The 18,800-nt window shown below is 59.5% G+C and carries 16 protein-coding genes and 1 tRNA gene; 11 read left to right on the top strand and 6 right to left on the bottom strand.

Going from position 1 to position 18,800, the window contains the following annotated elements:
* Positions 1–61 precede the first annotated feature (61 nt).
* Entirely contained in the window at positions 62–1,174 is a 1,113-nt protein-coding gene (meaB, locus tag CRD18_RS04470) for a methylmalonyl Co-A mutase-associated GTPase MeaB (RefSeq protein ID WP_049193502.1), read from the top strand.
* Between the two features lie 59 nt (positions 1,175–1,233).
* Here the strand turns inward: meaB and CRD18_RS04475 are convergent, their stop codons facing one another.
* Positions 1,234–1,566: a metalloregulator ArsR/SmtB family transcription factor gene (locus CRD18_RS04475; RefSeq protein ID WP_016422780.1), complete on the bottom strand. Its 333-nt coding sequence runs from the start codon at positions 1,564–1,566 to the stop codon at positions 1,234–1,236.
* Positions 1,567–1,753: 187 nt separating this feature from the next.
* Here CRD18_RS04475 and cls point away from each other — a divergent pair, with 187 nt between their 5' ends.
* The gene (cls, locus tag CRD18_RS04480; RefSeq protein WP_065421642.1) at positions 1,754–3,247 is read left to right on the top strand and encodes a cardiolipin synthase; all 1,494 of its coding nucleotides are present in this window, start codon (positions 1,754–1,756) and stop codon (positions 3,245–3,247) included.
* A gap of 77 nt (positions 3,248–3,324) precedes the next feature.
* On the opposite strand, the gene CRD18_RS04485 is transcribed toward cls, so the two are convergent.
* Positions 3,325–3,410: transfer RNA gene (locus CRD18_RS04485), tRNA-Leu, on the bottom strand.
* Between the two features lie 226 nt (positions 3,411–3,636).
* Between CRD18_RS04485 and CRD18_RS04490 the strand changes: the two genes are divergently transcribed.
* Complete coding sequence (locus CRD18_RS04490; protein ID WP_049170574.1) at positions 3,637–4,209, top strand: YbhB/YbcL family Raf kinase inhibitor-like protein; 573 nt, start codon at positions 3,637–3,639, stop codon at positions 4,207–4,209.
* Positions 4,210–4,347: 138 nt separating this feature from the next.
* Here CRD18_RS04490 and CRD18_RS04495 read toward each other — a convergent pair whose 3' ends face one another.
* From CRD18_RS04495 to CRD18_RS04505, 3 genes are all read right to left on the bottom strand, one after another.
* Complete coding sequence (locus CRD18_RS04495; protein ID WP_016422783.1) at positions 4,348–5,448, bottom strand: quinone-dependent dihydroorotate dehydrogenase; 1,101 nt, start codon at positions 5,446–5,448, stop codon at positions 4,348–4,350.
* Positions 5,449–6,612 (bottom strand): hypothetical protein, encoded by a 1,164-nt coding sequence (locus CRD18_RS04500; protein ID WP_187401166.1) that lies wholly within the window; start codon positions 6,610–6,612, stop codon positions 5,449–5,451.
* Positions 6,613–6,720: 108 nt separating this feature from the next.
* Positions 6,721–7,656: an aldo/keto reductase gene (locus CRD18_RS04505; protein ID WP_049170569.1), complete on the bottom strand. Its 936-nt coding sequence runs from the start codon at positions 7,654–7,656 to the stop codon at positions 6,721–6,723.
* A gap of 132 nt (positions 7,657–7,788) precedes the next feature.
* Between CRD18_RS04505 and CRD18_RS04510 the strand changes: the two genes are divergently transcribed.
* From CRD18_RS04510 to metH, 4 genes are read left to right on the top strand one after another with little or no spacing between them, the layout of a single operon-like run.
* Complete coding sequence (locus CRD18_RS04510) at positions 7,789–8,670, top strand: undecaprenyl-diphosphate phosphatase (protein WP_040361409.1); 882 nt, start codon at positions 7,789–7,791, stop codon at positions 8,668–8,670.
* An 18-nt stretch (positions 8,671–8,688) separates the two neighbouring features.
* A complete protein-coding gene (gene mshC, locus CRD18_RS04515; RefSeq protein WP_070604591.1) occupies positions 8,689–10,044 on the top strand; it encodes a cysteine--1-D-myo-inosityl 2-amino-2-deoxy-alpha-D-glucopyranoside ligase in 1,356 nt (451 codons plus the stop codon).
* Positions 10,045–10,046: 2 nt separating this feature from the next.
* Positions 10,047–10,454, top strand: coding sequence for a hypothetical protein (locus CRD18_RS04520; RefSeq protein ID WP_016422788.1), 408 nt, complete (start codon positions 10,047–10,049; stop codon positions 10,452–10,454).
* A 49-nt stretch (positions 10,455–10,503) separates the two neighbouring features.
* Positions 10,504–14,163 (top strand): methionine synthase, encoded by a 3,660-nt coding sequence (metH, locus tag CRD18_RS04525; protein WP_049193510.1) that lies wholly within the window; start codon positions 10,504–10,506, stop codon positions 14,161–14,163.
* 7 nt (positions 14,164–14,170) lie between these two features.
* Here metH and CRD18_RS04530 read toward each other — a convergent pair whose 3' ends face one another.
* Positions 14,171–15,076, bottom strand: a complete 906-nt coding sequence (locus tag CRD18_RS04530; RefSeq protein ID WP_016422790.1) for a thioesterase family protein — start codon at positions 15,074–15,076, stop codon at positions 14,171–14,173.
* Between the two features lie 155 nt (positions 15,077–15,231).
* Between CRD18_RS04530 and CRD18_RS04535 the strand changes: the two genes are divergently transcribed.
* From CRD18_RS04535 to aspA, 4 genes are all read left to right on the top strand, one after another.
* Positions 15,232–15,915, top strand: coding sequence for an HAD family phosphatase (locus CRD18_RS04535; protein ID WP_083276364.1), 684 nt, complete (start codon positions 15,232–15,234; stop codon positions 15,913–15,915).
* 22 nt (positions 15,916–15,937) lie between these two features.
* Positions 15,938–16,201, top strand: coding sequence for a phosphoribosyl-ATP diphosphatase (locus CRD18_RS04540; protein ID WP_005510825.1), 264 nt, complete (start codon positions 15,938–15,940; stop codon positions 16,199–16,201).
* A 14-nt stretch (positions 16,202–16,215) separates the two neighbouring features.
* Positions 16,216–17,061, top strand: a complete 846-nt coding sequence (gene hisG / locus CRD18_RS04545) for an ATP phosphoribosyltransferase (RefSeq protein ID WP_016422792.1) — start codon at positions 16,216–16,218, stop codon at positions 17,059–17,061.
* 258 nt (positions 17,062–17,319) lie between these two features.
* The gene (gene aspA / locus CRD18_RS04550) at positions 17,320–18,768 is read left to right on the top strand and encodes an aspartate ammonia-lyase (RefSeq protein ID WP_070429707.1); all 1,449 of its coding nucleotides are present in this window, start codon (positions 17,320–17,322) and stop codon (positions 18,766–18,768) included.
* Positions 18,769–18,800: the final 32 nt, after the last annotated feature.

Consider the following 18,800-nt stretch of genomic DNA (forward strand, 5'->3'; position numbering starts at 1 on the left):
TACCGCATCCGCGCTGGGCTGACTGTTCAGCTCAGCGCGTTGTCGGAATTGAGAAGTAGCGATGAACGAGTATCTTGAAGAAAACCTGGGCACCCTCGTCACTACCGCTGGCACGGTCGTTGAGGGAAAGACCGCTGTAGCCCCCGAAGTCGTCCGCCGTGCGCGACGACGGATTGATGTCGACGACCTCTTTGAGGGCGTGCGGGCTGGAAACCGCACTAAGTTGGCTCGGGCAATCACGCTGCTGGAGTCGACTGCTCCAGCGCATAAGGTGCTGGCTCAGGAACTACTGGTGAAGTTGCTGCCATTTTCCGGCAAGGCCATGCGCGTCGGACTTACCGGCGTCCCCGGCGTCGGTAAATCAACCACGATTGAAACCCTCGGGCTAAAGCTGATCGAGGAAGGCCACCGCGTTGCGGTGCTGGCCATCGACCCGTCGTCGACGAAGTCCGGTGGCTCGATTCTGGGCGACAAGACCCGTATGTCCCGGCTCTCGGCCGCGGATGAGGCCTTCATCCGTCCGTCGCCCTCTGCGGGCACGCTCGGTGGTGTCGCCAAGGCAACGCGTGAGGCCATGGTGGTGCTCGAGGCCGCAGGCTACGACATTGTCATCGTCGAAACTGTCGGCGTCGGCCAGTCCGAGGTCGCGGTGGCCCAGATGGTGGATACGTTTGCGTTTCTGGCACTCGCCGGCGCCGGTGACCAACTCCAGGGCATCAAGAAGGGTGTGCTGGAGATGGCCGACGTGATTTCTATCAACAAGGCGGATGGTAAGAACTTGCGTCCGGCAAAGCGCGCTGCGCGTGATCTGATGACGGCCATGAAGATGGTTCGCTCCTCAGACCAAGTCTGGACGCCACCGGTACTGACTATGTCGGCATTGGAGGACGACGGCATCGACAAGTTCTGGCAGGCCATCGAGGACCATGTCGCGGCTATGCACGAGAATCATCTCTTTGATGAAAACCGCGCTAACCAGCAGATTAAGTGGATGTGGTCCATGGTGCACGAAACGCTCTTGCAGCGGCTCAACACCAATGAGGCTGTGCAGACAGAGAGCACCCTGGTGGAAAAACAACTCCGCTCGGGGCAGCTGACACCGACGCTCGCCGCCCAGCGCATCATGGAGGCATTTGACCAGGGAAGGGCATCGAACCCCGGGCTCGCCAACTAGGTTCTGAAGGGCGCGGGGTTTCGTCGTAAAGCGAGTAAAGCGAGCGTATCCGTGTGCGCCTACTGACCGCGGTGATGGGGCGGATCGCTGTAGAGCGTGTGTTCGGCGAAGTGGAGAGCGTTGACCACGAGGTTGGTGAGGTGCTCGTCGGGCTGAGAGTAGAAGCTAGACGTGCCCTCCTTGCGGGTCTGCACCATATTGGCCATGCGCAACTTCGCCAGGTGCTGAGAAATCGCGGGGACGGGGCGATCGAGCGTACTAGCGATCGCGGTGACGGTCATCTCCCCGTCACGAAGGAGCGACAGGATGGAGAGACGCGTCTTGTCTGCCATCAACTTCAGTACGCTAGTGGCAACGTCGAGCTCGGTGCTCGTAGGAGCCTTCTCAGTCATTTGGAGGGGTTAGTCCTTTCGAAGTCGACATGCCAAACGCTTACTATGTTCAATAAGTTGAACATTACTACGTATTGATACCAGTATTCAATTTCAGATGTCACATTAGGCTGTCACGAAAAAAGGAGAGTGCACCTAAGGGGCAGCGACCAAAGGTACTGAAAAATCCTTCAGTAATATCATCTGCATGGATTGGTTGATGGGTACCTTCCCGTGGCTGGTGGAGGACTTAACGTGGTGGCAAGTACTGTTTTTCGCACTCGACTACACGATTAAGTTCATCGCGATTGGATGGGTACCGGAAAACCGAAGCCCATCGGCTTCGACGGCGTGGCTGCTGCTGATTCTGCTGATTCCATTTATCGGCCTACCTCTGTTCCTCTTCCTGGGCTCGCAGCAGATTACGGGCCGTCGGCATGAGGTACAGGCACTGGCACAGGAGCTCATTGCGGAACGTACCGAGCATCTGCCCGACGTACCGGACGATGCCGAGATAGAAGATGACGTTGTCAACGTATTCAAGCTCTCGCGCCAGCTCACGGGAATGCCGGCAATTGCCAGCGCGGAAAAGGGACTTTTCACCGAATTCGACGCCTCCATTGACCGCATGATTGAGACCATCGATGCGGCCCAGAAATCAATCCACGTGCAGTCCTACATCTTTGCACTGGATTCCAGCACGGAGCCTTTCATACAGGCTCTTGAACGCGCGCACGACAGGGGACTAGAGGTCAAGGTACTGGTCGATCCAATTGGTTCGTGGAAGTACCCCGGCTACTACAAGCTGAAAAGGCGCCTGGACCAGGCTAAAATCTCCTGGCACCCGATGCTGCCCGTGAGCTTGCTGAAGCTCACCTGGCGCCGCCTGGATCTGCGTAATCACCGCAAGCTCGTAGTTGTTGACGGCGACATTGTATTCATGGGCTCGCAGAATTTGATTGAGCCCGAATATCAGAAGAAAAAGAACCATAAGATCGGCCGTCGCTGGGTGGACACGTGGATTGAGCTCGAGGGCGATATTGCGCTGGCCTTCGACGCAATTTTCGCGGTTGATTGGACCAGCGAGCTATACAAGACCCCAGACGCCACCAGGGACTATTCACTCCACAACACCGAAGTCAACGACAACTACAACGTTGTCCAGGTGCTGCCGTCGGGTCCGGGCTTCAGCACGGAGCCGAACCTGCGCGTCTTCAATAACATGATCTACCAGGCACACGAGCGGATTATCGCCGTCAGCCCGTACTTCGTCCCCGACGAATCCATGCTCATGGCGCTGACCTCTGCCGCATATGGAGGCATCGACGTCCAGCTCTACGTCAACGAAGAGTCCGATCAGTTCATGGTCGGCCACGCGCAGCAGTCCTACTACCAGGCACTGCTAACCGCTGGCGTGAAGATCTACCGCTATCCGGCGCCTGCGGTCCTGCACTCCAAGTTCATGGTTATCGACGACCGCATGGCCATGTTCGGCTCCTCCAATCTGGATATGCGCTCGTTCGGCCTCAACTACGAGATCACGCTTCTTTCCGCCGCCGGTTCCATCGTGGACAAACTGATCACGCTTGCCGACGAGTACCGCGACAAATCTTTCCTGCTCACCCAGGAGGAATGGAATGACCGGCCCCTTCGTCAGCGCTACCTGGACTCTGTTTTCCGCTTGACCTCGGCGCTGCAATAGGGCAGTCCCATTGGTCCGACAGACAAAGCAAAAATCCCGAGAGCTGCACTAATTGCAGTTTCTCGGGATTTATCTTGTGTCCGGAGGGGGACTTGAACCCCCACGCCCGTTAATAGGGCACTAGCACCTCAAGCTAGCGCGTCTGCCATTCCGCCACCCGGACCGGGTAGGAAGCACTTCCGTGCTGACCTGTGATACTGTATCCCGACTACATAATGAAACACAAATTGGCAGGTCAGAGGGGCATTAGCGCGCCAAACCTGGGTGTAATTACATCAGCGGTGTTAGCCCCGCATCCGCCTTGGATTCGCACTGAGAATCAGGCCCTGCAGATAGGGAGTCTTGTAAAGTCCCTGCAGCGCGCTCATAAAGTAGGCACACTGGTAGTTATGACTACGAATTCCAACGACACCGCAAACGACACTGCAAATGCTCCGGTTTTCCCGGGACCAGATCCGTACGCACCGCTGAAGGATTTGCCAACCTTCGAGCTGTCCTCGCCAGATATCAAGGACGGCGAGAAGATTGCGGATGAATTCCGCGCTCCGTCGAATGTTTCCCCACAACTGGATTGGGCAAATCTGCCGGAGGGCACTAAGTCCATTGCCGTGACCTGCTTCGATCCGGATGCTCCGACCGCTTCGGGCTTCTGGCACTGGGCTGTCTTCAACATTCCAGCGACCGAAAAGGGTCTGCCACAGGGAGCTGGCTCCGAAGACGGCTCTAAGCTGCCAGAAGGCGCTATCCAGCTTGTCGGCGACTCGGGCATGCGTGGTCACTACGGAGCTAACCCACCGGCGCAGCATGCCCCACACCGTTACATGTATGCGGTGCACGCGGTCGACGTGGAGAAGCTTGAAGTTCCGGAAGATGCGACGCCGACCGTGCTTGGCTTCAATCTGTACTTCCACTCGATTGCGCGTGCCATCATCACGCCGTGGTGGGAGAACGTCGGGGAGTAGGGATACGACGCCCACACGGGCAACTCAACCGACCGGGCACGCTACTCATACAGAAAACCCCGGGGCCAGCGCCTTCATGGCCGCTGGCCCCGGGGTCACGTGTTTATTGGGTTAGGAAGCCTCAACGGCTTTCAGCAATTAACCACGCCACGGCAGACCACAGCCGACTGCCTCCGAAATGGAGTAGAATCCCTGAGCTCGAATCTGGCGAGCCAACCCTTGGTGAATGTCACGAATCCAGTCCGGACCGCCATAAATCAACGGTGTGTAGCCCTGCAGTAGGGAAGCGCCGTTGGCAATCCGCTCCCACGCTTGCTCAGCCGTTTCTATGCCGCCGACGCTGATGAGAACTAGTTTGTCTCCGACGCGCTCGTGCAGCAGCTTCAGCACCTCTAGTGACCGAGCTGCCACAGGAGCACCCGAGACTCCACCGGCCCCCATCTCCGCGACCTCATCCGCGGGCGTACGCAGGCCCTCGCGAGAAATGGTGGTGTTGGTAGCCACAATGCCCGCCAGCCCCAGGTCAACCGCCAAGTCAGCAACTGCGATGACATCATCGTCGGAGAGATCAGGAGCAATCTTGACCAGCACCGGCGAGTCGGTCTCCTCAGTCACCGCTGCCAGAATCGGGCGCAGTGACTCCACTGCCTGAAGGTCGCGCAGACCCGGCGTATTCGGTGAGGAGACGTTGACAACAACGTAGTCCGCCAAGCCGCCGAGCTGGCTAGCCGATTCTCGATAGTCATCGACGGCCTCTTCCAGCGGAGTCACCTTGGTCTTACCAATGTTGATACCAATCACGTCGTCACTGCGACGCGCCCGCAAGTTCTCCGCTACAGCAGCGGCGCCGGGGTTGTTGAAACCCATGCGGTTCAAAATGGCGCGATCTTCCTTCAGACGGAACAGACGCGGGCGATCGTTGCCCGGCTGCGGCTTGGCAGTCACGGTTCCCAGTTCCGCGTAGCCAAAACCAATTGGCCCCCAGCAATCCGGAGCAATAGCAGCCTTGTCGAAGCCTGCGGCGAGCCCCAGCGGACGCGGGAAGTCCACGCCGAACACGGTTTGACGCAGCACAGCATCGTCAACAACGAGTAACTTGCTCACCGCCCGCTGTAGACTCTCCGACTTCTGCAGCCCCTTCAGGGTCTTCGAGATGGCCTCGTGAATCTGCTCCGGTGGGACCTGGAACATTGCCTTTAGCGCGAGTTGATAGGACTTGGCGCGAAGTTTCGAAGGCATCTACTTAGTCTCTCCCTCGGAGTCGTCTGCTCCCTTGGTGTCACCTGCACCGGTCGGTAGTTTATCGGCTGGTTCCCGAACCGACATCTCCTCACGGATCTTCTCTGCATCCTGCTTGAAATCAGCAATTGCCTTATCGACGTCCGCGGAGTCAAAAATCTGGGCCCCGTCACCGGTAGCCGAGAAGACGCCAATCTGGCCATCCTCGGTGGCAACAATCGACTGTGGATCTGCAACCGTGTTGATGTCCGCGACCTTGACTGGGGTACCCGAGCTGATGTCGTAGCCAGTCAGCTTGTTCACCTTCGTCGAAGTCACCCAGACAATTCCGCGCGATTCATCGACCGCTACCGCCCACGGAGCCTCCGGGGCCGGAGCTGCCTGGTGGAGGCGAATGACGTCAGTGGCAGTGTAAATAAGAAGCTGGTTGCCCTTGGTGTCTGCGGCAGCAATGACATGATCACCGGAAGCTACCTTGCCGACGCCGATGCCCGCACGCAGCGCAGAGCCAGCGCGGGACTCATCGAGCTTGAGCTCATGCACCGAAGTCTCCGGACGGTTGACCTCTAACAGCTTGACGTCCGCGTCATTGTCCGCTTTGGGAATCTCAACGAGCTGCGACCCGTTATTGGCAGCCTTGAAGTCACTGGCCAACTCGCCATCAGCGCCGAACACATCGACGACATTGCTATCCGCATGGGCACCGATGATGCGGCCGCCTTCCAGGCCAACTGCGGCGGAGTAGTTGGTGCCACGGCCGACAACGGCCGTTTCCGTAGCCTGGTCAGTAATGACGTGGATGCCATCTTCACACGGCAGCAGAGCGTTAGGGCCGCCCGGCGCGAGCTCACCACACTTCGCGTCCAGCTTCATTGATCGCTCAATTGGGTTATTCAGCGGACCGGCAAAGATCTTGTCCCCGGCCTTCAGGACAACTCGGTCGCCGACCAACACGGCATCGGTAACGTCCTCATCAATCTTCTTGGCTCTACCGATAGCAGTATCGGGAGCAGCGGGTGAAGCGGCCGGCACTGGCGTGGCGTTGCCCATTCCGGCATCGATGTCTCCTTCCACATCGGAGGAGCACCCTGCCAGGACCACTGCGCTAGCGGAAAGCCCCGCTAGAAGGGAGGTTATGACACGTCGACGACTGTTTTCACTCACGCTATAGAAACTACCACCCCGGCCTGATTACTTTGTGGACGCCTCCAGCCGTGGGAGGTTCTCGCATTCGTTGTGCCTTATAAGTCTTTAGAAGACTGCCGTTACTGATTACAGCGTGACGTCGTCAAGCGCGTTGCAAATCTGCGGTGGCAGCGTGAGTTGTTCGGAGGTGAGGTTTTCGCGTAGCTGAGCGCGGTCTCGAGCGCCAACGAGAATCGAGGTGACGCCCGGCCGATCGCGTGCCCAGGAAATCGCTGCGACGGCAGCACTGACGCCGAGCCCCTTGGCTGCGGTGGTCAGCGCGCCTGCAACCGTGACGCCGCGTGTGTCGAGATAGTCCTGTACCTCTGCGTCGGCGTGTTCGGAAGCAGCGCGGGAGTCTTCGGGAATGATGTGCTGGTATTTGGCGGTCAAAACACCTTGGGCCAGTGGGGCGCCACTGATAAAGCCGAGCCCCAAATGCTCACAGGCGGGCAGCAGTTCTGCCTCAGGGCTTCGCTGGAGCAGCGAGTACTCATGCTGTGCGAACACCGGAGCGATTCGATCCGCGGCGGCATGCGTCACCGCTGCCTGCCAACCGCTGTATCCACGCACTCCGGCGTAACGTACTTTCCCCGTGCGCACAGCCCATTCCAGGGTATCGGCGACCTCTTCCGGTGGGGTCAGCCCATCCCAGTAGCCGGGCGACCACAGGTCAATGTGTTCGACGCCGAGGCGTCCGAGCGTTTCGTCGAGGTCCTTTTGCAGTGTCTTACGCGAGCAGTCCACGCGCCTGCCGACGGGCCGCTCGGGGTGTATGCCAGATGCGACCGAGAGCACCAATTCGTCGGCAACGCCGCGCTTTGCGATGACCGCACCCAGCATGTCGGCAACAGTGTCGCCGCCGTGGAGTGGGGAAGCGTCGACAAGGTTGCCTCCGGCGTCGAGGAAGTCCGTCAGGATGCGTCCGGCCTCGTCTTGCCTGGTACCCGCACCCCAGGTGGCCGTACCCAGCCCCAAGGCGGAGACGCGTAAACCGCTGTTGCCCAGAATTCGTTGTTGCACGATTTTTACTTTAGGACACCCGTGTGCGGTCGCGGGAAAAGTTCCGCGGGAGAGGTCTCGCTATCGCCGCACCGAAACCTCGCTATAGCCACAACACAAACCGGACGAGTAGCCTATACAGCCGTGACTATCATGACGACACTAAGCGCCTCAGCGGATACCGCTGCCGATACCGCCGGCACCGGTATGACCTGGGCCCAGACGATCATCCTGTCCGTAGTGCAAGGTTTGACGGAATTTCTCCCGGTGAGTTCCTCGGGGCACCTTCGGATTGTCTCCGAGCTGCTGTGGGGCCAGGACGCCGGTGCATCCTTCACCGCTGTGGTGCAGCTTGGCACCGAATTGGCTGTGTTGGTGTTCTTCGCCAAGGACATCTGGCAGATCCTCACTGGCTGGTTTGCCGGTCTGTTCAATAAGGAAGCCCGCGGTTTCAACTACCGCATGGGTTGGATGGTGATTGTCGGTACGCTGCCGATTGCCATCATCGGTGTGCTGGGGAAGGACCTCATCCGCGATAACCTGCGCAATCTCTGGATTACAGCCGCTGTGTTGGTGCTTTTCTCCTTTGTCTTTATCGCCGCAGAGAAGTTCGGCCGTCGTGAGCGCAACTATGAAGAGCTGACCATGCGAGATGCCATCGTCATGGGTTTCGCGCAGTGCCTGGCGCTCATTCCGGGTGTGTCGCGCTCGGGCGGTACGGTGTCTGCCGGCCTGTTCTTGCACTTGGACCGAGAGGTTGCAACGCGCTTTTCCTTCCTGCTGGCTATCCCCGCTGTTTTCGCTGCTGGAATTTTTTCGCTTCCAGACGCGTTTGACCCTGCGGCGGGACAGGCCGCTAGTGGTGCGCAATTGGCCATCGGTACGCTGATTGCCTTCGTCGTCGGCTATGCGTCTATTGCATGGCTGCTGAAGTTCGTGTCGAACCACTCCTTCGCTTGGTTCGCCGCGTACCGCATCCCGGTCGGTTTGATTGTTATGGTGTTGCTCGGCTTCGGCACGATCAACGCTGTTTAGTGAGGTAGTGAGTATTTAATGCATTCGTGGCCCCAACCACAGGTTCCCAGTCTCGGCGATGCGCGTTTCGATGTGTTCAACCGCGCCAGCAATACAGGTAAGGCGCATTCGCTTGACGACGAAAGCTCAACATCGGTACCCCTACGCCTCTACGACACCGCGGATCAGAAGGTCTCCCAGGTGGAAGCGGGACCGGAGGCGACCATGTACGTGTGTGGCATCACACCCTATGACGCCACGCACCTGGGGCACGCAGCAACCTACCTCACCTTTGATCTGATTTACCGTCAGCTGCTGGATAATGGACACTCGGTGCATTACGTGCAGAACATCACCGATGTCGATGACCCGTTGTTCGAACGTGCGGAGCGCGATGGGGTGGACTGGCGCGAGCTGGGCACCTCGCAGATTGATTTGTTTCGCTCGGATATGGAAAACCTGTCGGTGATTCCACCGCGCGACTACATCGGCGCCATTGAGTCCGTGGGCGAGGTCGTGGAAATGGTCGAGAAGCTGCTGGAGAATGGCTCGGCCTACCAGCTCACCGATGACGAGTACCCGGATGTGTACTTCCGCAAGAGTGCCACTGAGAACTTTGGTTACGAGTCCAATTACTCGGCAGAGCAGATGGCGGAGTTCTTTGCGGAGCGCGGTGGCGACCCGGATCGCCCGGGCAAGGAGGACCCACTGGACGCGCTGGTGTGGCGTGCCGCTCGCCCCGGGGAGCCAAGCTGGGAGGCTCCTTTCGGTGCGGGCCGGCCGGGTTGGCACATTGAGTGCTCGGCGATTGCCACCAACCGCCTGGGTAAGAGCTTCGACATTCAGGGCGGTGGCTCGGATCTCGCGTTCCCGCACCACGAGTTCTCGGCGGCTCACGCTGAAGCCGCTACTGGCTGTGCACGTATGGCGCGCCATTATGTTCACGCTGGCATGATTGCGCTCGATGGCGTGAAGATGTCCAAGTCGCTGGGCAACCTGGTGTTTGTCTCCAAGCTGGTGGCCGCCGGCGTCGACCCGAGTGCTATTCGCATTGGCGTCTTCGCCAGCCATTACCGCTCTGATCGCGATTGGTCGGACGAGGTGCTGGAGGCGGCCAAGGCACGTCACGAGGCCTGGCGTGCGGCTTGCGCAACTACAAAGACTGCCACCGATGAGAAGGCTGTGAGCGCAGCAGCGGCACTGGTTGCCGATGTGCGCGCAAGCCTGGCCAATGACCTGGATACGCCGGCTGCTCTGGCCGCTATCGATGCCTGGGCTGCGGAGTGGTCCTCGGATACCAGCAACAAGGCAGATGCTGGCACAGTAACCGGCGCAGCGGGTGCCGGAGAATTCGTTGCCGCCGCGCTGGACGCGCTGCTTGGCGTTAAAATTTGAGCATGAGCAACTCAGATCTGTCTGCTGTCGAAGTAACGCAAGAGAACATCGATAAGCTAGTTGCCGATTTGCGCATGTTTGCCACCGGCAGCTACCTGCAGCCCGAGGAACGCGAGTTCTGGGAGCCACTTTTTGACGAATCGGTAGCCGACCAGGTCGGGGAAGCCCTCCGTGAGGCCGCCGCTGGTATTGATCAGGCGGCGGAACTGGCCGTCGATAAGCGAGAAGAAGCCGCAACGCAGGCGGTAGAGAACTGCCTACAGCGCGTGGCTGCGATTGAGCATGAGCACGGTGGCTCGATTTTTGATGAGGAGCTCGACGAGATTCTCGCGATTATCAATTCCGCAACGAAGGCTGTCGGTTTGGACCTGCCTGCGGTGAAGGCGGAAAGCTACTTTGAGATGGAATAACCAGCCCGATTAACGGCGCGGTTATGAAAGTAGACTAAGGTGTCTATTCATGACTGATCGCCACTCTTCCGAGTTCCTCACCGCACTGCACAGCCGTGTACTCATTGGCGATGGCGCCATGGGTACCCAGCTGCAGTCTTTTGACCTCGACGTTGACGCGGACTTCCTCGGCTACGAGGGCTGTAATGAGATTCTCAATGACACTCGTCCCGACATCATCGAGACGATTCACCGGCGTTATTTCGAGGCCGGCGCCGACCTGGTGGAAACCAATACCTTCGGCTGCAACTTCCCGAACCTCGCGGATTACGACATTGAAGACCGTATCCAGGAGCTAGCGCACAAGGGCACCGCAATCGCCCGCAAGGTCGCTGACGAAATGGGGCCGGGGCGCGAGGGTATGCGACGCTTTGTCCTCGGTTCGCTGGGCCCGGGCACGAAGCTGCCGTCTTTGGGGCACGCTCCGTACGCTCAGCTTCGCGACGCTTACACGGAGGCCGGACTCGGCATGATTTCCGGTGGCGCGGATGCGTTTTTGATTGAGACCTGTCAAGACTTGCTGCAGGTCAAGGCAGCAGTCAATGGCGTCAAGGCCGCCATGCGACAGGCTGAGAAGAAGATTCCGATTGTCGTCCACGTGACTGTCGAGACCACAGGCACCATGCTGATGGGCTCGGAGATTGGTGCAGCCCTGGCAGCGCTGCAGCCGCTGGGTATCGACATGATTGGCCTGAACTGTGCAACGGGTCCGGACGAGATGAGCGAGCACCTACGCTACCTGTCCAATTTCGCCTCCATCCCGGTATCGGTAATGCCGAATGCGGGTCTGCCAGTGCTGGGTAAGAACGGTGCGACCTACCCGCTGACCGCCCCAGAGCTGGCCACAGCGCTGCGCGGCTTTGTTGAAGAGTTTGGCCTGGCGATGGTCGGTGGCTGCTGTGGTACCACACCGGAGCATGTTTCCGCTGTTCGCGATGCTATTACCGGTGCAGGCGCTTACGCTGAGCAGGGCCCTGCTGTTCAGGCAGCACGCCCATCGACGGATCCGGATGCAAAGCCAATCGATGAGGTCGCTTCTCTGTACTCGGCAGCCCCGCTGACGCAGACAACCGGCATCACCATGATTGGTGAGCGCACCAACGCCAACGGTTCCAAGGCTTTCCGCGAGGCCATGCTGGCCGGCGATTGGGAGAAGTGCCTTAACACCGCCCGCGGTCAGGTCACCGATGGCGCACACATGATTGACCTGTGTGTGGACTACGTGGGGCGCGACGGTCGCGATGACATGGCAACCCTGGCATCGCAGATCGCCACCTCGGTGACGTTGCCGGTCATGCTGGACTCCACGGAACCGGAGGTTTTGAAGACTGGCCTGGAGCACCTCGGTGGTCGCTGCGCGGTCAACTCTGTGAACTTTGAAGACGGCGATGGCCCGGACTCGCGTTACCAGCGCATTATGCGCCAGGTTGTTGAGCACGGTGCTGCCGTGGTCGCTTTGACTATCGACGAAGAAGGTCAGGCGCGTACAAAGGACAAGAAGATTGAGATCGCCGAGCGTCTCATCGCCGACATCACCGGCACGTGGGGACTGCGCGAGCAGGACATTATTGTCGACTGTCTGACTTTCCCGATTTCCACTGGCCAGGAGGAAACTCGCCGCGACGGCATCGAAACCATCGAAGCCATCCGCGAACTTAAGCGTCGCCACCCGAACGTGCACACCACGCTCGGTCTGTCCAACATTTCCTTCGGTCTGAACCCGGCGGCTCGCCAGGTACTCAACTCGGTGTTCCTCAACGAGTGCATCGAGGCCGGCCTGGACTCCGCCATTGCCCACAGCTCCAAGATCTTGCCGATGAACAAGATTGACAACAAGCAGCGCGAAGTCGCTCTCGATATGGTGTACGACCGCCGTCGTGAAGCGGGACACCCCGACGGGGAGTACGACCCACTGCAGGTATTCATGGAGCTCTTTGAAGGAGTCTCCGCCGCTGACGCGAAGGACGCCCGGGCCGAAAAGCTTGCCGCCATGCCGCTGTTCGACCGCCTGGCGCAGCGCATCATCGACGGTGAGCGCACGGGTATCGAGGCTGACCTCGATGAGGGCATGAAGGAAAAGGAACCGCTGGCGATTGTTAACGAGGACCTGCTGCGTGGCATGCAGACCGTTGGTGACCTGTTCGGTTCCGGCCAGATGCAGCTGCCATTCGTGCTGCAGTCGGCCGAGACGATGAAGGCCGCGGTGGGCTACCTCGAGGGCTTTATGGATGCCGAGGATGCCACGGGCTCCAAGGGTTCGATTGTGCTGGCCACGGTGAAGGGCGATGTCCACGACATCGGCAAGAACCTGGTGGAGATTATTCTCTCCAACAACGGCTACACCGTGCATAACCTGGGCATTAAGCAGCCGATCGCTACGATTCTGTCCGCCGCCAAGGAACTGGATGTCGACGCCATCGGCATGTCCGGCCTGCTGGTGAAGTCCACTGTGGTGATGAAGGACAACCTGCTGGAGATCAACTCCGCCGGCGATGCCACCCGCTTCCCAGTACTGCTCGGCGGCGCCGCGCTGACGCGTAGCTACGTGGAAGACGACCTGTCCGAGCTCTACCACGGCGATGTCTACTACGGCAGGGATGCCTTCGAAGGACTGCGCATCATGGACGAGCTGATGGCAGCTAAGAAGGGCCTCGGCCCAGACGAGAATTCGCCAGAGGCCATTGCTGCCCGCGAGAAGAAGGAAGCTCGCCGCGCCCGCCGTGAGCGCTCCAAGCGCATCGCCGCGCAGCGCGCCGCCAAGGCTGCTGCTGAAGCCCCCGAGGTGCCGGAGCGTTCCGATGTCGCCGCTGATGTCCCCGTTGCGACACCGCCGTTCTGGGGAACCCGCATTGTCAAGGGCCTGCCCCTCGACGACTACCTGACCACCCTCGACGAACGCGCTCTGTTCATGGGGCAGTGGGGACTGCGCGGCACCCGCGGCGACGAGGGGCCGAGTTACGAGGAACTGGTCGAATCCGATGGTCGTCCACGCCTGCGCGCATGGCTGCAGCGCCTGCGCGCCGAGAACATCCTCCAGCATGCGGCTGTCGTCTATGGCTACTTCCCAGCAGTTTCTGAGGGCGATACCGTACACGTACTGCCGCTACCTGCGGAAGGGGAGCAGCCCGACCCCGCGGCAGAGCCAGTGGTGTCCTGGACCTTCCCGCGCCAGCAGCGTGGTCGCTTCCTATGCATTGCTGACTTCATTCGCTCGCGCGAAGATGCCATCGCCGCAGGACAGACCGACGTCATGCCGTTCCAGCTGGTGACCATGGGACAGCCCATCGCTGACTTCGCCAACGATATTTACGCCAAGAACGAATACCGCGACTACCTGGAGGTTCACGGTATCGGCGTGCAGCTCACCGAGGCGCTGGCCGAGTACTGGCACCAGCGCATTCGCTCCGAGCTCGCGTTCTCCGACGGCACAAGTGTTGGCGCGGAAGACTCCGACGATACCCAGGACTTCTTTGACCTGAAGTACCGTGGCGCTCGTTACTCCTTCGGCTATGGTTCCTGCCCGGATCTGACCTTCCGTCAGGGCATGATTGACCTGCTGCAGCCGGAGCGCATCGGCGTGGAGCTCTCTGAGGAGCTCCAGCTGCACCCAGAGCAGTCCACCGATGCGTTCGTGCTCTACCACCCGGAAGCGAAGTACTTTAACGTGTAGCTTCGCGTTATCCCTGCGGTCGCACCAGCAAGGTCTGCATGCTGCGGCCGATGGGGCCGTGCACATCGTAGAGCTCGCCCGCGGTCATGCCGATTCCGTCCGGCCCAATGGAACCGCGGGCGGCGATGCCCACCCAGCCGCCGTCTTCCGACTGCAACTCCGATTCCGCCGACTTCTCCGAGGCGCCGAGCTGGGGGAGTCGGTGCAGGTGAACCACTAAGTCGGTATTCATAAACGCCCACTGGTGCGGGCTCAGCGTGGCCCCGATACCGTTGGCGGTATCAGCTACCTGCATGACTCGCTCCACCGCAGTCGGCTCCTCCCCGAGCACGATTGGGTACTGCGCGCGAACCCAGTGAATTTGCGTCTCGGCCAGCTCTTCCGTCGCGCCGGCGCGGGCTTCAATTGATTCGATGTAGCCGCCACTCCAATCGTCGGTAAGCGGAATGTACTCGGCGCTGCATTCCTCGGGCCCGGGCACCTGCTTGTCGAATGCACGCTCAATATCCCGCGTATCCGCAGTGGCCATCATCCATGCGGACGCCGTGGCAACTGGCCGCCAGGCACCCTTGACGTCGGCAAGCAATTCGGCTTCGACCTTGGCGATCTGCCGCCCCGGGCGCGAGACCCATGAGCGCGCGCGGAGCTCCGTGTACGGTACAGCCGACAACAGATCCACGGCGATGCGAGTAATACGCATCCCCTCGCTTTCCAGACGGCGGCGCTCCAACATGCGCGTCAGCAGCGCCGACGGCGGCGCACCGTGCTGAAACGGCCCCCACGCCCCATAAGTGAAGCTGGTGGGCATGAAGCGCTCGTAGCTGAGCTCGCCTTCGGTGACCGTCCCTAGCGGAATGAAATATGCCTCGGGTTGGTCGATAGCCTGGGCGAGCGAATCTTCAGTGGTTGTCATAGCGAGTCGATGCCTTTCATTCACGCGGGACACGTTCATGCGGTGGTTTCATGCAGCACCGCAACATACTTTCCTTCCTGAAACTCTAAACCTTCATCCGACGGTTTTGCTGACATAATCGCTAAATGCTTGATTGCCTGGCATAGTCGCATGGTGTGAAAGCAATTTTGTGGGACATGGACGGCAGCCTCATCAACACGGAACCTCTGTGGGAGATTGCCACGTACGACCTCTCGGAATTCGTAGGCCGCCGCCTGACTCCGGAGTTGCGCATGCAGTGCGTCGGCAACACGCTCTGGGACACGCTGTCGATTTGTGCTGATCATGCGGGACGCACGCTTGACGACGAGCTGTTTGCCTCGGGCTCCCAATTCGTCGAAGGTCGCTTCACTGAATTGGTTCTAGAACATGGGGTGGAGTGGCGCCCGGGTGTGCCGGCGATTTTGGACCAGGCCCGGGCTGCTGACATTCCGGTGGTGTTGGTAACCAATACCCGTCGGCACGTGGCGCAACCCTGCATTGATGTCATGGGGGAGCAGCACTTCGCCGCAACAGTGTGTAGCGATGAGGTGGCCAACGGCAAACCGGCACCGGATCCGTACTTGCGTGGCGCAGAGCTAGCCGGATTTGCGCCAGAGGACTGCCTGGCTATCGAAGATTCCTCAACGGGGGTGCGCTCTGCACTCGCTGCGGGATGCACGGTGGTGTGGAATCCAATGCCGGATGTGAGCGTTTCGCAGGCTGATGTGGGGACGTTAGTACCCCCGGCGCGCTTCATTTCGGGCAATTTGGATACCTCGAATTTGGGCTTTTTGCGGGCTGCTTTCGCGGGCGAGTAGACGACATGGAACAATAGACCGGGTGAAGAACTTTGATGACCTGTTTGCAGAGCTGAAGGAAAAAGCACAGTCGCGCCCCGAGGGATCGGGCACAGTCAAGGCGCTGGACGCTGGTGTGCATTTCCAGGGCAAGAAAATTGTCGAAGAGGCCGGTGAGGTCTGGCTTGCAGCTGAGCACGAATCTGACGAAGCCCTCGCAGAGGAGATTTCGCAGCTGTTGTACTGGCTGCAGGTGGTCATGGTCGGTCGCGGGCTGAGCCCCGAGGATGTTTACAAGTACCTGTAGGAGAAATCAACACCATGCTGCGTATTGCCGTGCCCAACAAGGGATCGCTGTCCGAGGCGGCAGTCGAAATCCTGAAGGAAGCTGGCTACCCGGGTCGAGGCGACTCCAAGAGCCTGACCATCCACGACGAAGCCAACGACATTGAGTTTTTCTTCCTCCGCCCGAAGGATATTCCCATCTACGTTGGCAACGGCCATCTGGATTTGGGCATCACCGGCCGCGACCTGGCCGCTGACTCGCTGGCTCCGGTCGATGAGGTTCTGAATCTGGGCTTCGGCGCCTCAACCTTCCGCTACGCCGCTCCGGCCGATGAGGAGTGGACCGTAGAAGCTCTGGAGGGCAAGCGCATTGCCACCTCGTACCCGAACCTGGTGCGCGAGGATCTGAAGGCTCGTGGCATTAACGCCACCGTCATTCGCCTTGATGGTGCAGTGGAGATTTCCATCCGCTTGGGAGTTGCCGACGTAATCGCCGATGTTGTCTCCACCGGTCGTACCCTGCGCAAGCAGGGATTGAAGCCATTCGGCGATGTTTTGGTCAGCTCTGAGGCAGTTGTTGTCGGACGCAAGGGCGTAGAGGTCACCGAGGAGCAGCAGGTGTTCCTACGTCGCATGACCGGCATTCTGCATGCCAAGACGTACTTGATGATTGACTACAACATCCGTGCGTCCGCGCTGGAAGAGGCATCCAAGCTCACCCCGGGCCTGTCTGGTCCGACCGTGTCGCCGCTGGCTAACGAGGATTGGGTAGCAGTTCGCGCGCTAGTTCCGAAGGCAGAGGCCAACCCGCTCATGGATGCCCTGGCGAAGATTGGTGCCGAGGCGATCTTGGCTTCGAATATCCGTATCGCGCGTATTTAAGTCACGCGAACCTTACACGCTATCCAGTGGGAGCTTCCTAGCTGAATCCACCCTTTACCTACGCTAGCGTAGGTAGTAATATTGACACTAAGAGTGCGCACGGCGTTAGCCGGACCGAAGCAGTAACTTTATGCCTGTACATGCGGCACATACGCCAGCACTGTAGTTTTGGCGGTGTAACCAATCATCGCCACTAAATGTGGCCCACAAGGCTGCGTCTACTAGGCCTGCTAAAAGGCTAGAAGGGATTGCTTCCACATGTCCGCAACACGTACCGAGGTCGACCTGCTTGGCTCTATGGAGGTTCCGGCAGAGGCTTACTACGGCATCCACACCCTGCGCGCAATCGACAACTACCAAATCTCAGCCAAGACCATCAACGACGTGCCCGAATTCATTCGTGGCATGGTGATGGTTAAGAAGGCCACGGCCATTGCCAACCAGCGCGTCCACACGCTGCCCAGCGATGTTGCAGACATCATTGTCGCCGCATGTGATGAAATCCTGGAAAAGGGACGCTGCATGGATCAGTTTCCAATCGATGTCTTCCAGGGTGGCGCTGGCACCAGTCTCAACATGAACACCAACGAGGTCATCGCTAACCTCGCTCTGGAACTGCTCGGTCTGGAAAAGGGCCGATACGACGTCATTCACCCCAACGATGATGTCAACCAGTGCCAGTCAACCAACGACGCCTACCCAACAGGTTTCCGTCTTGCTATCCACATGTCGCTACTGAGCTTGCAGAAGCACTTCGACTCCCTGGTTGAGGCCCTACACGCCAAGGGTGATGAATTCAACGACATCATCACAATGGGCCGCACGCAGCTGCAGGATGCCGTTCCAATGACCCTGGGACAGGCTTTCCACGCATTTGCCCACAACCTTGAGGAAGAGCAGGAGTCCATCGCAACTGCGTCGGCACGCCTGCTGCAAATCAACCTGGGAGCAACCGCTATCGGTACCGGCGTGAATGCGCCGGCAGGCTACCGCGAGGCCGTGACCCAGGCACTACGTGAGGTCAGTGGCTTTAAGGTGACCTCTGCGAAGGACCTGATCGAAGCCACCAGCGATACCGGCGCCTACGTCAGCGTGCATGCATCCCTGAAGCGTGCGGCCATGAAGATTTCCAAGATGTGCAACGACCTGCGCCTGCTGGCATCGGGTCCACGAGCAGGACTGAATGAAATCAACCTGCCGGAGCGCGCCGCTGGGTCTTCGATTATGCCGGCAAAAGTTAACCCGGTAATCCCGGAGGTCGCGAACCAGGCCTGCTTCAAGGTCTTCGGCAACGACGTGACCCTGACCTGGGCAGCCGAGGCCGGTCAGTTGCAGCTAAACGTGATGGAGCCTGTCATCGGCGCATGCCTCTTCGAATCGATTGAACTGCTGCGCAACGCTACCGATACTCTGCGCGACAAGTGCATTACCGGCATCACCGCTAACCCGGAAGTCTGCCGCGGCTATGTGGAAAACTCCATCGGTATCGTGACCTACCTGAATCCGGTCATTGGCCACCACGAGGGCGATATGGTCGGCAAGGAAGCCGCTCGCACCGGCCGCTCCGTCCGGGACATTGTCCTCGAACGCAGGCTGATGGACGAGAAGGAGCTCAACCAGGTCCTGAGCACCGAGAACCTCATGCACCCGGAATATCGGGGTAAGCGCTATGTGGCAGGGGAGTCTCGCCTCGACGATTTGTCCTAAGCGGCAACAAGTCTAACGAGTGACTTTTCGGA

It is taken from the genome of Corynebacterium sp. LK31 (assembly GCF_014335015.1).
GTDB lineage: Bacteria > Actinomycetota > Actinomycetes > Mycobacteriales > Mycobacteriaceae > Corynebacterium > Corynebacterium jeikeium_D.

Coding starts and splice junctions, on each gene's coding strand:
- mshC (WP_070604591.1), top strand. CDS start 8,689: ATGCATTCGTGGCCCCAACCACAGGTTCCCAGTCTCGGCGATGCGCGT.
- CRD18_RS04495 (WP_016422783.1), bottom strand. CDS start 5,448: ATGCCTTCGAAACTTCGCGCCAAGTCCTATCAACTCGCGCTAAAGGCA.
- meaB (WP_049193502.1), top strand. CDS start 62: ATGAACGAGTATCTTGAAGAAAACCTGGGCACCCTCGTCACTACCGCT.
- metH (WP_049193510.1), top strand. CDS start 10,504: ATGACTGATCGCCACTCTTCCGAGTTCCTCACCGCACTGCACAGCCGT.
- CRD18_RS04520 (WP_016422788.1), top strand. CDS start 10,047: ATGAGCAACTCAGATCTGTCTGCTGTCGAAGTAACGCAAGAGAACATC.
- aspA (WP_070429707.1), top strand. CDS start 17,320: ATGTCCGCAACACGTACCGAGGTCGACCTGCTTGGCTCTATGGAGGTT.
- CRD18_RS04490 (WP_049170574.1), top strand. CDS start 3,637: ATGACTACGAATTCCAACGACACCGCAAACGACACTGCAAATGCTCCG.
- CRD18_RS04475 (WP_016422780.1), bottom strand. CDS start 1,566: ATGACTGAGAAGGCTCCTACGAGCACCGAGCTCGACGTTGCCACTAGC.
- hisG (WP_016422792.1), top strand. CDS start 16,216: ATGCTGCGTATTGCCGTGCCCAACAAGGGATCGCTGTCCGAGGCGGCA.
- cls (WP_065421642.1), top strand. CDS start 1,754: ATGGATTGGTTGATGGGTACCTTCCCGTGGCTGGTGGAGGACTTAACG.
- CRD18_RS04530 (WP_016422790.1), bottom strand. CDS start 15,076: ATGACAACCACTGAAGATTCGCTCGCCCAGGCTATCGACCAACCCGAG.
- CRD18_RS04510 (WP_040361409.1), top strand. CDS start 7,789: ATGACGACACTAAGCGCCTCAGCGGATACCGCTGCCGATACCGCCGGC.